We start from the raw sequence: 13,940 nt of genomic DNA on the forward strand, positions 1-13,940 counted from the left end.
CCGCCTGACTATTTACCGCTGACTCTCCGGCGTCACCCGCAACACTTCCTCGATGGTGGTTTGCCCAGCGGCCACCTTCTGGGCGCCACTCAGTCGCAGTGACTTCATGCCATCCTTGTAGGCGTCCAGGCGCAGTTGCTCCAGCTCGCAGCGGTCATTGATCTGCCCGGCGATGGTGCGGGACAGGCCCAGGATCTCGTAGACGCCGGCGCGGCCCAGGTAGCCGGTGTCCCGGCATTCCAGGCAACCGACGGGCTGGTAGACCTGCTTTGGCATGGGGGCCTTCCACGGCCGGGTCAGGGTGGTCCAGGCTTCGTCTTCCAGCGGTGCCGGCTTCTTGCAGTGGGGGCACAGCAGCCGGACCAGGCGCTGGGCCATGGCGCCGATGACCGTGGCGCGGATCAGGTAGGGCGGTATGCCCAGTTCCAGCAGGCGCGTAAAGGCGCTGGGAGCGTCGTTGGTGTGCAGGGTGGAAAGCACCAGGTGGCCGGTAAGGGCCGCCTGCACCGCCATTTCGGCGGTTTCCAGGTCGCGGATCTCACCGATCATGATGATGTCCGGGTCCTGGCGCAGCAGGGCCCGGACGCCGGAGGCGAAGGTCAGTTCGATATTGTGCTGTACCTGCATCTGGTTGAAGGCCGGCTCCACCATCTCGATGGGGTCTTCGATAGTGCAGATGTTCTGGTCCGGGGACGCCAGTGTCTTCAGGGTGGAGTAGAGCGTGGTGGTCTTGCCGGAGCCGGTGGGGCCGGTCACCAGTACGATGCCGTGGGGGCGGCTGGTCATCTCGTGCCAGCGTTCCCGGTCTTCGCCGGAGAAGCCCAGTTGTTCGAAGGTCTTGAGCAGCACTTCCGGGTCGAAGATCCGCAGCACCATCTTCTCGCCAAAGGCGGTGGGCATGGTGGCCAGGCGCAGTTCCACCTCGCTGTTGTCGGGCTTGCGGGTCTTGATGCGACCGTCCTGGGGCCGGCGTTTCTCTGCCACGTTCAGGCGCCCCAGGATCTTCAGGCGGCTGGTGACCGCCACGCCCACCTGTTCCGGAAACTCGTAGACATTATGCAGCACCCCGTCAATGCGGAAGCGCACCCGGGTCAGCTCCCGCCGGGGTTCGATGTGAATGTCGCTGGCCCGCTGGTCGAAGGCGTATTGCAGCAACCAGTCGACGATCTTCACCACGTGCTGGTCATTGGCGTCGTGACTGGTTCCCTGGCCAATGTCCAGCAGTTGCTCGAAGTTGTGCAGGTTGCCGGCGGCGCTACCCTGCTGGCCACCGGCCTTGCTGACGGAATTGGCCAATTGGTAGAACTCCACCGTGTAGCGGCGGATGGATTCCGGGTTGGCCACTACCCGCTTCAGGGGGCGCTGCAAGACATGGCGGAGGTTGGCTTCCCAGTCGCTCTTGAAGGGTTCGGCGCTGGCAATGACCGCTTCCTGGTCGGTGACTTCCACCGCCAGGATATGGTGGCGCTGGGCAAAGGCATAAGACATCGCCCGGGCAATGGCCGGGGTGTCAATCTTCAGGGGATCGATATGGTAGTAAGGCTGTTGTGACCACTCCGCCAGCCAGCGGGTAAGGCGTTCCAGGTCCAGGGCCCGATGATCCTTCTGGCTGGTGAGCCGGGCAATGGCGATGACCTCCAGCGGATGCCGGGCCTCGGCACTCGCGCCCAGGTTGGCTGCCAGCACCCGTTCGGCATCCTCGCGGCTGACTTCACCGGTGTCCGCCAGGGCGTTGCACAGTTCCCTCAGGGTGAGGGTGTGCTCCGGGCGGGTCTCGCGGGCCAGGGTCTCGGACATTGACTACCTCGTGTGTGCGATCAGGGCCGATTCACCTTAAGGTGAACCATGGCAACAGTAAACAGCGAAACACTGAGCACCGCCATCAGAACCGGCATTGGCTTTCCCTCGCTCAGCCAGGCGGTGACCACGGCCTGGGTGAAGTAGAAGATCAGCACGAAGCTCATCCAGATATAGCCCCGGTTGTGCCCCCGGAACACCACCAGCGCAAAAGGTAGCAATGGCAGGAGTTTGACCGACAGCATCAGTGCCACCGATACGTCCTCCACCTGGTCAGGCCAGAAGGTGGTGACCACCAGCAGGGCGAGGAACAGGGTATACAGTGTGGCGGCGATGCCACGAGTTTTCTTCGCGTTTTCAGAATACAGCATGGTGTTTCCTGACAGGGTAGCAGGTGGTTGGTTCCAGCGGCTTAATCCGCGAGTTTCAGGGCCAGTCGGGCCAGGCGCTCGCCGAAGGTCTGGCAGATGGTCTTCTCATGGTCACTGACCGCATGCCGGGTGTCGGTGCCCGCCCAGTGTGACGGGCCGTAGGGCGTGCCGCCGGAGGTGGTAGCCGACAGGGCCTGTTCGCTGTAGGGCACCCCGCACAGCACCATGCCGTGGTGCAGCAGGGGCATCATCATGGTCAGCAGGGTGGACTCCTGGCCGCCGTGAAGACTGCCGGTAGACGTGAAGGCCCCGGCGGGCCGGCCGGCGAGGGTGCCACTCACCCACAGGTCACCGGTGCCATCCAGGAAATACTTGAGCGGCGCCGCCATATTGCCAAAGCGGGTGGGGCTGCCGATGGCCAGGCCCGCACAGTTGGCCAGGTCGTCGCGGGTGGCCCAGGGGGCGCCCTCGTCCGGCACTGCCGGCTGGGAGGCCTCGGTATCCGGGGACACCGGTGGCACCGCACGGATCCTTGCCTCGATACCCCAGACCCGTGCAATGCCCCGGGCGATCTGTTGGGCCAGGGTCGCGGTCTGGCCGGTGCGGCTGTAGTAGAGGACCAGCACGTAGGGCTGCTCCGGTTGTGCATTGGACATGGGAGGCTCCGGTTCCTGGCCGTCTGGTAACTGGGAAAAGGTCAGATCAGTGCCAACACGTTCTCGGGCGGCCGCCCCATGGTGGCCCTGCCATCATGGGTCACAATAGGACGCTCGATCAGTCTGGGGTTGGCGCTCAGGGCCGCCAGCAACTGGTCGTCGGAGAGGTCGGGGTTATCCAGGCCCAGTTCCTTGTATTCCTTTTCCTTTACCCGGATGATGTCCCGCACCGAGCAGCCCAGGGCCTTCACCAGGGCGGCCAGTTCCTCAGGCGAGGGCGGCGTATCCAGGTATTTCACCACCTCCGGTGCGAGGCCGTTTTCCTCCATCAGAGCCAGGGTCTGCCGGGACTTGGAGCAACGGGGGTTGTGATAGATGCGGGTATGGTCAAGTAATGTGTTATCAGCCATATCGGGTTCTGGTTCTCTGCCAATGATTACCTGGGAAGTGTACGATCAGGGCTGCCAAGTCTATCAGGAGGTGTGATGGGGAAGTACCCTGTTCTCTGTATCCTTTTGTCCGCCATGGTCCTGCTGACTGCCTGCAGTGACCCATCGACATCCGCAGACGCCGGAGATGCCAGTCCAACCCTGGCGATGGCAAGCGGGGAGTCCCTGGGCTGGGCGTCGCTGCGGGGCGACTGGGTATTGGTCAACTACTGGGCGGAGTGGTGTAAGCCCTGCCTGGAGGAAATTCCCGAACTTAACGCCGTGGACGCCCGTGAAGGCGTGACCGTGCTGGCGGTGAACTTTGATGGTGTCACCGGGGCGGAGTTGCTGGAGCTGGGCCAGCGCATGGGGATCGACTTCACCATGCTGGCCGACAACCCGGCCCCCGCCCTGGGCTGGGACATGCCCCAGGGGCTGCCTGCCACCTTCCTGGTGGACCCTGACGGTGAGCTGCGTGACACCCTGCTCGGGGCACAGACTGAGGACGGGCTGCTGGCCCGTATCGGGCGGGACTGATACCTCCCTTTGCGTTAGAATCCGATAACCAGATTGCACACCGGGAACACGAGATCTTATGAGTCAGAATTTTGTCCACCTCCGCGTCCACTCCGAGTATTCCATGGTGGACGGCCTGATCCGGGTCAAGCCACTGATCAACCGGGTGAAGGAGCTGGGCATGCCCGCGGTGGGGCTCACCGAGCAGTCCAATATGTGCTCCCTGGTGCGTTTCTACAAGGCGGCCATGGGGGCGGGGGTCAAGCCCCTTCCGGGAGCCGATCTGTGGCTGGAAAACCCGGATGAACCGGATAACCCGTTCCGTATTACGTTGCTGGCCCGTAACCAGGACGGTTACCTGAACCTGACGGAAATCATCTCCCTCGGCTACACCGAAGGTCAGCGCTACGGCAAGCCCATTATTACCCGGGCGTGGCTGGAATCGCGCCGCGAGGGGTTGATCGCCCTGTCCGGCGCCAAACTGGGTGACGTGGGCAGGGCCCTGCTGGCCGGCAAGACCGACCTGGCCCGGGATCGCCTGCGCTACTGGCTGGAACTCTATCCCGACAGTTATTACCTGGAGTTGCAGCGCACCGGTCGTGCCGGTGACGAGGACTGCCTCCACGCCAGTGTGGAACTGGCGGCGGAACTCGGTTGCCCGGTGGTGGCCACCAACGATGTCCACTTCCTGGAAGCGGAGGACTTCGAGGCCCATGAGGCCCGGGTCTGCATCGGCGAGAGTCGCACCCTGGCGGACCCGCGCCGGGAGCGCCGTTTCAGCGACCAGCAGTACCTGCGCAGTGCGGAGGAGATGGTCGAGCTGTTCGAGGACATTCCCGAAGCCATTGAGAACACCGTGGAAATCGCCCGCCGCTGCAGCGTGCCGGTGCGAATGGGTGAGTACTTCCTGCCCAACTATCCCATCCCCGATGGCATGACCATGGATGACTTCTTCCGCAAGGTGTCCGAGGAGGGCCTGGAAGAACGACTGAAAACCATCCTCAACCCGGACGACCCGGACTACGAAGAGCGGCGGGCGGCGTACTTCAAACGCCTGAACTTTGAGCTGGATATCATCATCCAGATGGGGTTCCCCGGCTACTTCCTGATCGTGATGGACTTCATCAAGTGGGCCAAGAACAACGGTGTGCCGGTAGGCCCGGGCCGGGGTTCCGGTGCCGGCTCCCTGGTGGCCTACGCCCAGCTCATCACCGACCTGGACCCGCTGCAGTACGACCTGCTGTTCGAGCGCTTCCTCAACCCGGAACGGGTCTCCATGCCCGACTTCGACGTGGACTTCTGCATGGAGGGCCGTGACCGGGTCATTGACTATGTGGCGGAGAAGTACGGTCGCGAGGCGGTATCCCAGATCATCACCTTCGGTACCATGGCCGCCAAGGCGGTGGTGCGTGACGTGGCCCGGGTGCAGGGCAAATCCTACGGTCTGGCGGACCGGCTCTCCAAGATGATTCCCTTTGAGCCGGGCATGACCCTGGAGAAGGCGCTGGAGCAGGAAGAGCAGTTACGGGACTTCCTGGAGCAGGACGAGGAAGCCCAGGAAATCTGGGAGATGGCCCTGAAGCTCGAAGGGGTGTGCCGGAATGCCGGCAAGCACGCCGGGGGTGTGGTGATCGCGCCCACCAAGATCACCGATTTCTCGCCGCTGTATTGTGATGACGAGGGCGGCAGCCTGGTTACCCAGTTCGACAAGGGGGACGTGGAAGATGCCGGCCTGGTGAAGTTCGACTTCCTGGGGCTGCGGACCCTGACCATCATCGACTGGGCCCTGAAGATGATCAATCCCCGCCGGCAGAAGCGGGGCGAGGCGGAGCTGGATATCAACGACATCCCGCTGGATGACGTACCCTCCTTCGACATGCTCAAGAAGGCGGAAACCACCGCCGTGTTCCAGCTGGAATCCCGGGGCATGAAGGACCTGATCCGCCGCCTGCAGCCGGACTCCCTGGAGGATATGATCGCCCTGGTGGCCCTGTTCCGTCCGGGCCCGTTGCAATCCGGCATGGTGGACGACTTCATCGACCGGAAGCACGGTCGCCAGCCCATGTCCTTCCCGCACCCCGATTACCAGTACGAGGGCCTGAAACCGGTACTCGAGCCCACCTACGGGGTCATCCTGTACCAGGAGCAGGTCATGCAGATCGCTCAGGTGATGGCCGGCTACACCCTGGGTGGCGCGGACATGCTGCGCCGGGCCATGGGCAAGAAGAAACCGGAGGAGATGGCCAAGCAGAAGGCCATCTTCCTGGAGGGCTGTGCCAATAATGGCATCGACAAGACCCTGGCGGAGAACATCTTCGACCTGGTGGAAAAGTTCGCCGGCTATGGCTTCAACAAGTCCCACTCGGCGGCCTACGCCCTGGTGTCCTACCAGACCCTGTGGCTGAAGGCCCATTACCCGGCGGAGTTCATGGCGGCGGTGCTCACCGCCGATATGCAGAACACCGACAAGGTAGTGACCCTGGTGGAGGAATGCCGGGCCATGGGGCTGGACCTGGTGCTGCCGGATGTCAGCACCTCCGAGTACACCTTCACGGTGAACGACGAGGGTCAGATCGTCTACGGTCTCGGCGCCATCAAGGGGCTGGGCGAAGGCCCCATCCAGAGCATCGTGGAGGCCCGACAGGACGGTGGCGCCTACGAGGACCTGTTCGATTTCTGCTGCCGGGTGGACCTGAAGAAGGTCAACAAGCGGGCCCTGGAAGCGCTGATCCGGGCCGGGGCCGTGGACAAGCTGGGGCCGGGCCGGGCGCAACTGATGGCCAGTATCGACAAGGCCATCCAGCAGGCAGGCCAGCAGTCGCGCAATGAATCCGTGGGTATGACTGACATGTTCGGCGATATCCTGGGCGGTGACGAGGGCGTTGACCCCTTCGCGGACGTGGCCCATGTACGGGAGTGGCCGGAGAAGGAGCGCCTGAAAGGCGAGAAGGACACCCTGGGTCTGTACCTGACCGGGCATCCGTTCGATGAATACGAGAAGGAGGTGCGTCGTTTCGTGCGCTCGTCCATCTCTGACCTGCAGCCGTCGCGGTCGCCCCAGCGGGTGGCGGGACTGATTGTCGCCCAGCGCACCATGAAGACCCGTACCGGCTCCACTATGTGCTTTGTCACCCTCGACGATCGCAGCGGTCGTATCGAGGCGACGCTGTTCTCCGAGGCCTTCAATGCCAACCGGGAGCTGCTGCAGTCGGACCAGGTGATCGTACTGGAAGGGCAGGTGAGTCACGACGACTACTCCGGCCAGATGAAGATGCGGGTCAGTTCGGTGATGGATGTGGCCACCGCCCGGCAGTCCTTCAGCCGGGGGTTGCAGCTGAAGCTGGAAGCGAAGCAGTTGCACAACGGTCTGCTCGACAAGCTGGACAATACCCTGCGGCCGTTCCGCAGCCAGGGCAGTCCGGTGTGGATCGAGTACGTGGGAGACGGCGCCAGTACCCGTATCGAGCTGGGGGAAACCTGGCGGGTACAGCCGGACGACAAGCTGCTCTACGAGCTGAAATACCTGGTGGGCGATAACCAGGTGGAACTGGTCTATGATTGATGGTGTTGATTCACATTAAGAACAATCAGACTAAGGTCCGCTTTTTTACATGGCCTTGCATTGGTATCTTTAGGCAAATCCTGAATCTCCAGCGCCTCTGATTGTTGCGCTGAACAAAGACAAGTTGATGGAACACCATGAACCCTAACTACCTGGACTTCGAACAGCCCATTGCCGACCTGGAAGCCAAGATCGAAGAATTGCGACTGGTTGGCAACGATACAGAAATCAACATTACCGACGAGATCAGCCGGCTCCGGAACAAGAGTATAAGCCTCACCGAGAGCATCTTTTCCGATCTGAAAGCCTGGGACGTTGCCCGCCTGGCCCGGCACCCCCGTCGGCCGTACACCCTCGACTACGTTGACATGGTGTTCGAGGACTTCGATGAGTTGCACGGCGACCGGGCCTATGCCGATGACCAGGCCATTGTTGGTGGTACCGCCCGGCTGGATGGCAAACCGGTAATGGTGATCGGCCACCAGAAGGGGCGTGAAGTGCGTGACAAGGTGCGTCGAAACTTCGGTATGCCGCGCCCCGAGGGCTACCGCAAGGCCCTGCGCCTGATGGAAATGGCCGAGCGCTTCCGCATGCCGGTGCTCACCTTTATCGACACGCCGGGTGCCTATCCGGGCATTGGCGCCGAGGAGCGGGGCCAGAGCGAAGCCATTGCCCGCAATCTTGCGGTGATGTCCCGGCTGAAGACCCCGATCCTCTCCACCGTGGTGGGCGAGGGCGGCTCCGGTGGCGCCCTGGCCATCGGTGTCTGCGATCACCTGTACATGCTGCAGTACTCCACCTATGCGGTTATCTCTCCCGAGGGGTGCGCCTCCATCCTCTGGAAGAGTGCGGATCACGCTTCCCAGGCCGCCGAGGCCATGGGAGTGACCGCCAATCGTCTCAAGGAACTCGGTGTGGCGGATACCGTGATCAGGGAACCCCTGGGTGGCGCTCACCGCAACCCCCAGGAAATGGCTGACAACCTCAAGGAAGAACTGCTCAAGGGGATGCATGAAATGGGCAACCTCAGCCAGGACGAGCTGGTGGCCCGGCGCTACGAGCGCCTGACCCGCTATGACACGGGGCGGTAACCCGCCCCCCGACACCTTCCTTCCGGAGTTGCTGGTACCCCTGGAGGCGCTGGCCGTCACCGGCCACGTCCGGGTCGCCCTGTCCGGCGGCCTGGACTCCGTGGTCCTGCTCCACCTCGCCCACCGGGTGTTTGAACACCACCCCGCCGGCTTTTCCGCCATCCACGTCAACCACCAGCTACAGCCGGACGCGGTTGCCTTCGAGGCCCTGTGCCAGCGGACCTGTGAGCAACTGGCCGTACCCCTGGAGGTGGTTCCTGTCCAGGTGGACGCAGGCGGGGGCAGTATCGAAACCGCTGCGCGCAACGCCCGTTACCAGGTCTTCTCGGAACGGCTGGACGCCGGTGATGTCCTGCTGATGGCCCACCATGCTGACGATCAGGTGGAGACCCTGCTGTTCCGGTTCCTGCGGGGCACCGGTGTGCACGGGCTTGCGGGTATGCCGATGAAGCGGCCCCTCGGCCAGGGAATGCTGGTGCGGCCGTGGCTTCAGATGCCCCGGTCGTGGCTCAGGCAGCAGGCCCAACGGGCGGGGTGGTCCTGGGTGGAGGACCCCACCAATACCGATGAGGGGTTTGATCGCAACTTCCTGCGCCAGCGGGTGCTGCCGGACCTTCTACAGCGCTGGCCCAGTCTGGAGCGACGGCTACTGGCCACCGCCCGGGCCTGCGGGGAATCCGCCGAACTGGCGACCATGCTCGCGGAAACCCACTTCCACCAGTTGCAGGCCGGACCAGGCCGCCTCCACCTGCCGGGGTTTCGCGCCTTGCCCATGGCAGCCCGGCGCAACCTGCTGCAATGGTGGCTGGGTGAGGATCTGGACCGGTCCCTGGGCGATCATGAGATCCGCGACCTGACGGAAGCCCGGGACCATGCCCGTCCCGAGATACTGGCCGGTGAATTTGCCCTGAGACGGTTTCAGGACCATATTTACCGGGTGTCCCGGTCACCGGCGCCGCTTGCGGCAGAGCAGTCACTGGCGGCCGGTCGGGCCCTGCAGGACGGGGTGTTCCGGCTCTACCTGCACCCGGCGGAGGGCAGTGGGTCGATGCCGGAACTGCATCTTCGTCACCGCCGGGGCGGTGAACGCTTCAGGCCGAGGCCGGACGGGCCGACCCGGTCACTAAAGAAATGGCTCCAGGAGCAGCAGGTTCCCCCCTGGGAGCGGGACCAGCTGCCTCTGGTGTTCCGGGGAAACGACGAGTTGGTGGCTGTCGCGGACCTGTGGTGCGAGCCGGGACTGGCGGGACCGCACCCCGGGAATGGCGGGTGGCTGGAGATACGGCGGGAGTAGCGGCGCGGCCCAGGCTGTCAGGAGCAACTTTTACGGCGGGTTCGGATTGAGCGCCGGGGGGCTTTCTGGTAATCTGGCGTCCCATCTTGAGATGACAATCTCCCTCCTTTACTGAACCTGACAATCACGGAATCTGCATGACGCGTTATATTTTCGTCACCGGCGGTGTTGTGTCCTCATTGGGGAAAGGGATCGCGTCTGCCTCCCTGGCGGCCATCCTGGAAGCACGGGGCCTTAAGGTCACCATTCTCAAGCTGGACCCCTATATCAATGTGGACCCGGGCACCATGAGCCCGTTCCAGCACGGTGAGGTCTTCGTGACCGAAGACGGTGCAGAAACCGACCTGGACCTCGGCCACTACGAGCGGTTTATCCGCACTCCCATGACCCGTCGCAATAACTTCACCACCGGCCGGGTCTACGAAGAAGTGATTCGCAAGGAACGCCGGGGTGATTACCTGGGTGGTACCGTGCAGGTAATCCCGCACATTACCGACGAGATCAAGCGTCGTGTGGTGGAAGGCGCCGCCGGGGTGGATGTGGCCCTGGTGGAAATCGGCGGCACCGTGGGTGATATCGAGTCGCTGCCGTTCCTGGAGGCCTGCCGCCAGCTCAAGGTGGAAGTGGGTCCGCAGCGGGCGCTGTTCATGCACCTGACCCTGGTGCCGTACATTGCCACCGCCGGCGAGATCAAGACCAAGCCCACCCAGCACTCCGTGAAGGAAATGCGCTCCATTGGCCTGCAACCGGATATCCTGCTGTGCCGTTCCGAGCACGAGGTGGATGCTGGTTCCCGCCGCAAGATTGCCCTGTTCACCAACGTCGAGGAGCGTGCGGTTATCCCGCTGGAGGACGCCCGTTCCATCTACTCCATTCCCCGCATGCTCCACGGGTTTGGTCTGGACCAACTGATCATCGAGCGCTTCAACCTCAAGGCCGGTGACGTGGACCTCAGCGAGTGGGACGCGGTGGTGGACGCCCTGACCAATCCGCAGCAGGAAGTCACCATTGCCATGGTGGGCAAGTACATGGAGCTGCTGGACGCCTACAAGTCGCTGATCGAATCGCTGCTCCACGCCGGCATCAAGACCCGCACCAAGGTCAACATCGAGTACATCGACTCCGAGGACATTGAGCGCAATGGTACCGGCGTCCTGGAGAAGGTGGACGCGATCCTGGTACCGGGCGGATTTGGCGAGCGTGGTGTGGAAGGCAAGATTACCACCGTAAAGTATGCGCGCGAGAACAAGGTGCCCTACCTGGGCATCTGTCTGGGCATGCAGGTGGCGGTGATCGAATACGCCCGTAACGTGGCCGGCCTGGAAGGCGCCCATTCCAGCGAGTTCCGCGAGAATTCCCCGGCTCCGGTGGTGGGCCTGATCACCGAATGGCTGGATGCCAGTGGCAACCGCGAGGAGCGTACCGAGGAATCCGACATTGGCGGCACCATGCGCCTGGGCGCCCAGGACTGTGTGGTCACCGAGGACTCCACCATCGGCCAGTGCTACGGCAGAAAGATCATCCGCGAGCGCCACCGGCATCGCTACGAGGTCAACAACCATTTCGTGCCGCAACTGGAACAGGCCGGCCTTCGGGTCTCGGGCCGGTCCACCGACGGCAAACTGGTGGAAGTGGTGGAAGTGCCGGACCATCCCTGGTTCGTCGCCTGTCAGTTCCACCCGGAGTTCACCTCCACCCCCCGTGACGGACACCCGCTGTTCACCGGATTCGTGGAAGCGGCTCTCAATAACACCGGACGATAACGGCCCGGGCGCACTCAAGGACACACAGCCATGGCACAGAACACCGTCTCGGTCGCCGATCTCACCATCGCCAATGACCAGCCGTTCGTACTGTTCGGCGGTATGAATGTGCTGGAGTCCCGGGACCTGGCCTTCGAGGTGGCGGAGGCCTACGTGGACATTACCCGTCGCCTCGGCATCCCTTACGTCTTCAAGGCCTCCTTCGACAAGGCCAACCGGTCCTCCATCAACTCCTTCCGTGGCCCCGGGCTTGAGCAGGGCCTGCAATGGCTGGCGGACATCAAGGCGAAATATCAGGTCCCCATTATTTCCGATGTCCATGAGCCCTGGCAGGCCGAACCCGCCGCCGAGGTGTGCGACATCATCCAGCTACCGGCCTTCCTGAGTCGCCAGACCGACCTGGTGGTGGCCATGGCGAAGACCGGCGCGGTCATCAATATCAAGAAGGGGCAGTTCCTCGCGCCCCGTGAGATGGCCCACATCATCAACAAGTGCGGGGAGGCCGGCAACGACCGGGTCATCCTCTGCGAGCGGGGCACCAGCTTCGGCTACAACAACCTGGTGGTGGACATGCTGGGGTTCGGGCAGATGAAGGAGCTGGGTGTGCCGGTATTCTTCGATGTCACCCACGCCCTGCAGATGCCCGGTGGCCGGGCGGATTCCGCTGGCGGGCGCCGCGCCCAGGTGGTGGACCTGGCCATGGCCGGTATGTCCCAGGGCCTGGCCGGCCTGTTCCTGGAAGCCCACCCGGACCCGGACAAGGCCCTGTGCGACGGCCCCTGTGCCCTGCGGCTGAGCCAGCTGGAGCCGTTCCTGAAACGTGTGAAGGCCATGGACGAGCTGGTAAAAGGTTTTGAACCCCTCAATACGGCCTGAGGTTGCCTGCGGGCAAGGCCATGATTTTCGATTTTGATACGTTGATCTGAACATTATCCGGAGAGTGAAAAGCATGACCAAAATCGCTGATATCAAGGGCCGGGAGGTCCTGGATTCCCGCGGCAATCCGACGGTGGAAGCCGACGTGATCCTTGAGGATGGAACCCTCGGACGGGCCTGTGCGCCGTCAGGGGCCTCCACCGGCTCCCGGGAAGCGCTGGAACTCCGCGATCAGGATAAGGGTCGTTATCTGGGCAAGGGTGTTACCAAGGCGGTCGCCGCGGTCAAGGGTGAAATCCGTAATGCCCTGGTCGGCAAGGACGCGGCGGATCAGCGGGCGCTGGACCAGATCATGATCGACCTGGACGGTACCGACAACAAGGCCAACCTGGGCGCCAACGCTATCCTGGCGGTGTCCCTGGCGGCGGCCAAGGCGGCGGCAGCGTCCCTGGGCAAGCCCCTGTACGAGCACATTGCCGATGTGAACGGCACTGCCGGTCAGTACTCCATGCCGGTACCGATGATGAATATCCTCAATGGCGGTGAGCATGCCGACAACAACGTGGATATCCAGGAATTCATGGTGCAGCCGGTTGCCGCCAAGAGCTTTGCCGAGGCCCTGCGCGTGGGCGCCGAGATCTTCCACAGCCTGAAGAAAGTGCTGAAGAACCAGGGCCTGAACACTGCGGTTGGTGACGAGGGTGGTTTCGCCCCCAACCTGCCGTCCAACGAAGCGGCCCTGGCCGCCATCCAGGAGGCCGTCGAGGCCGCCGGTTACAAGCTGGGCACCGACGTGACCCTGGCTCTGGACTGCGCTTCCTCCGAGTTCTACCGGGATGGCCAGTACCAGCTCTCCGGCGAAGGCAAGAGTTTCGACTCCGCCGGTTTCGCGGATTACCTGGCGGGCCTGTGCGAGCGTTTCCCCATTGTCTCCATTGAAGACGGCATGGATGAGAGTGACTGGGATGGCTGGAAGGTCCTCACCGACAAGCTGGGCAGCAAGGTGCAACTGGTGGGTGATGACCTGTTCGTGACCAACACCCGCATCCTGAAGGAAGGCATCGAGAAGGGCGTTGGCAACTCCATCCTGATCAAGTTCAACCAGATCGGCAGCCTGTCCGAGACACTGGATGCCATCAAGATGGCCCAGGCCGCCGGTTATACGGCGGTGATTTCCCACCGTTCCGGTGAAACCGAGGACACCACCATCGCCGACCTGGCGGTGGCCACCTGTGCCGGCCAGATCAAGACCGGCTCCCTGTGCCGTTCTGACCGGGTTGCCAAGTACAACCAGTTGCTCCGTATTGAGGAAGCGCTGGATGGCAAGGCACCTTACCGTGGCCTGTCCGAGATCAAGGGCCAGGGCTAGTCGATCAGCCACCGGAGGCCCCGGTTAGTGCATAGCGGCGTTAATTAGGCTAGACTCTTGCTGCCGCCGGTTGTTCGCTCAGCCGGCGGTTTTGTGACTCAGGGCAGGGAGGTATCGGCAGGGAAGCCCATGTTGCTTTTCCCGCACGAAAGCCCGATGTCACACTGGCAAAGGCGTCGAGTTACGCTCCGGGCAAATGGAATAACGGAATTGTGCG

Annotated in this window: 11 protein-coding genes; 7 read left to right on the forward strand and 4 right to left on the reverse strand. The window is 63.0% G+C overall.

Going from position 1 to position 13,940, the window contains the following annotated elements:
* Positions 1–12 precede the first annotated feature (12 nt).
* Genes tfpB through arsC form a run of 4 tightly spaced genes read right to left on the reverse strand, consistent with a single transcriptional unit; the run spans position 13 to position 3,234 of the window.
* Positions 13–1,797 (reverse strand): type IV pilus assembly ATPase TfpB, encoded by a 1,785-nt coding sequence (tfpB, locus tag ACJO2E_RS13670; RefSeq protein ID WP_406964538.1) that lies wholly within the window; start codon positions 1,795–1,797, stop codon positions 13–15.
* A gap of 20 nt (positions 1,798–1,817) precedes the next feature.
* Complete coding sequence (locus ACJO2E_RS13675; RefSeq protein ID WP_406964539.1) at positions 1,818–2,168, reverse strand: DUF2069 domain-containing protein; 351 nt, start codon at positions 2,166–2,168, stop codon at positions 1,818–1,820.
* Positions 2,169–2,209: 41 nt separating this feature from the next.
* Entirely contained in the window at positions 2,210–2,824 is a 615-nt protein-coding gene (gene wrbA / locus ACJO2E_RS13680) for an NAD(P)H:quinone oxidoreductase (RefSeq protein ID WP_406964540.1), read from the reverse strand.
* A gap of 41 nt (positions 2,825–2,865) precedes the next feature.
* Positions 2,866–3,234, reverse strand: a complete 369-nt coding sequence (gene arsC, locus ACJO2E_RS13685; RefSeq protein WP_406964541.1) for an arsenate reductase (glutaredoxin) — start codon at positions 3,232–3,234, stop codon at positions 2,866–2,868.
* Positions 3,235–3,309: 75 nt separating this feature from the next.
* Here arsC and ACJO2E_RS13690 point away from each other — a divergent pair, with 75 nt between their 5' ends.
* From ACJO2E_RS13690 to eno, 7 genes are all read left to right on the forward strand, one after another.
* A complete protein-coding gene (locus ACJO2E_RS13690; protein WP_406964542.1) occupies positions 3,310–3,789 on the forward strand; it encodes a TlpA disulfide reductase family protein in 480 nt (159 codons plus the stop codon).
* 58 nt (positions 3,790–3,847) lie between these two features.
* Positions 3,848–7,330 carry a DNA polymerase III subunit alpha gene (dnaE, locus tag ACJO2E_RS13695; protein ID WP_406964544.1) on the forward strand — a complete coding sequence of 1,161 codons (3,483 nt, stop codon included), beginning with the start codon at positions 3,848–3,850 and terminating at the stop codon, positions 7,328–7,330.
* Positions 7,331–7,467: 137 nt separating this feature from the next.
* Positions 7,468–8,421, forward strand: a complete 954-nt coding sequence (gene accA / locus ACJO2E_RS13700; RefSeq protein ID WP_406964546.1) for an acetyl-CoA carboxylase carboxyl transferase subunit alpha — start codon at positions 7,468–7,470, stop codon at positions 8,419–8,421.
* Positions 8,405–9,715 carry a tRNA lysidine(34) synthetase TilS gene (tilS, locus tag ACJO2E_RS13705; protein ID WP_406964548.1) on the forward strand — a complete coding sequence of 437 codons (1,311 nt, stop codon included), beginning with the start codon at positions 8,405–8,407 and terminating at the stop codon, positions 9,713–9,715. Before accA ends, tilS begins: the two co-directional genes overlap by 17 nt.
* Before the next feature lie 137 nt (positions 9,716–9,852).
* Entirely contained in the window at positions 9,853–11,478 is a 1,626-nt protein-coding gene (gene pyrG / locus ACJO2E_RS13710) for a CTP synthase (RefSeq protein ID WP_406964550.1), read from the forward strand.
* Between the two features lie 30 nt (positions 11,479–11,508).
* Positions 11,509–12,354 (forward strand): 3-deoxy-8-phosphooctulonate synthase, encoded by an 846-nt coding sequence (gene kdsA / locus ACJO2E_RS13715; RefSeq protein WP_406964551.1) that lies wholly within the window; start codon positions 11,509–11,511, stop codon positions 12,352–12,354.
* Between the two features lie 73 nt (positions 12,355–12,427).
* Positions 12,428–13,723: a phosphopyruvate hydratase gene (gene eno, locus ACJO2E_RS13720; RefSeq protein ID WP_406964553.1), complete on the forward strand. Its 1,296-nt coding sequence runs from the start codon at positions 12,428–12,430 to the stop codon at positions 13,721–13,723.
* Positions 13,724–13,940 lie beyond the last annotated feature (217 nt).

Source organism: Marinobacter shunpengi (assembly GCF_045449695.1).
Lineage (GTDB): Bacteria > Pseudomonadota > Gammaproteobacteria > Pseudomonadales > Oleiphilaceae > Marinobacter.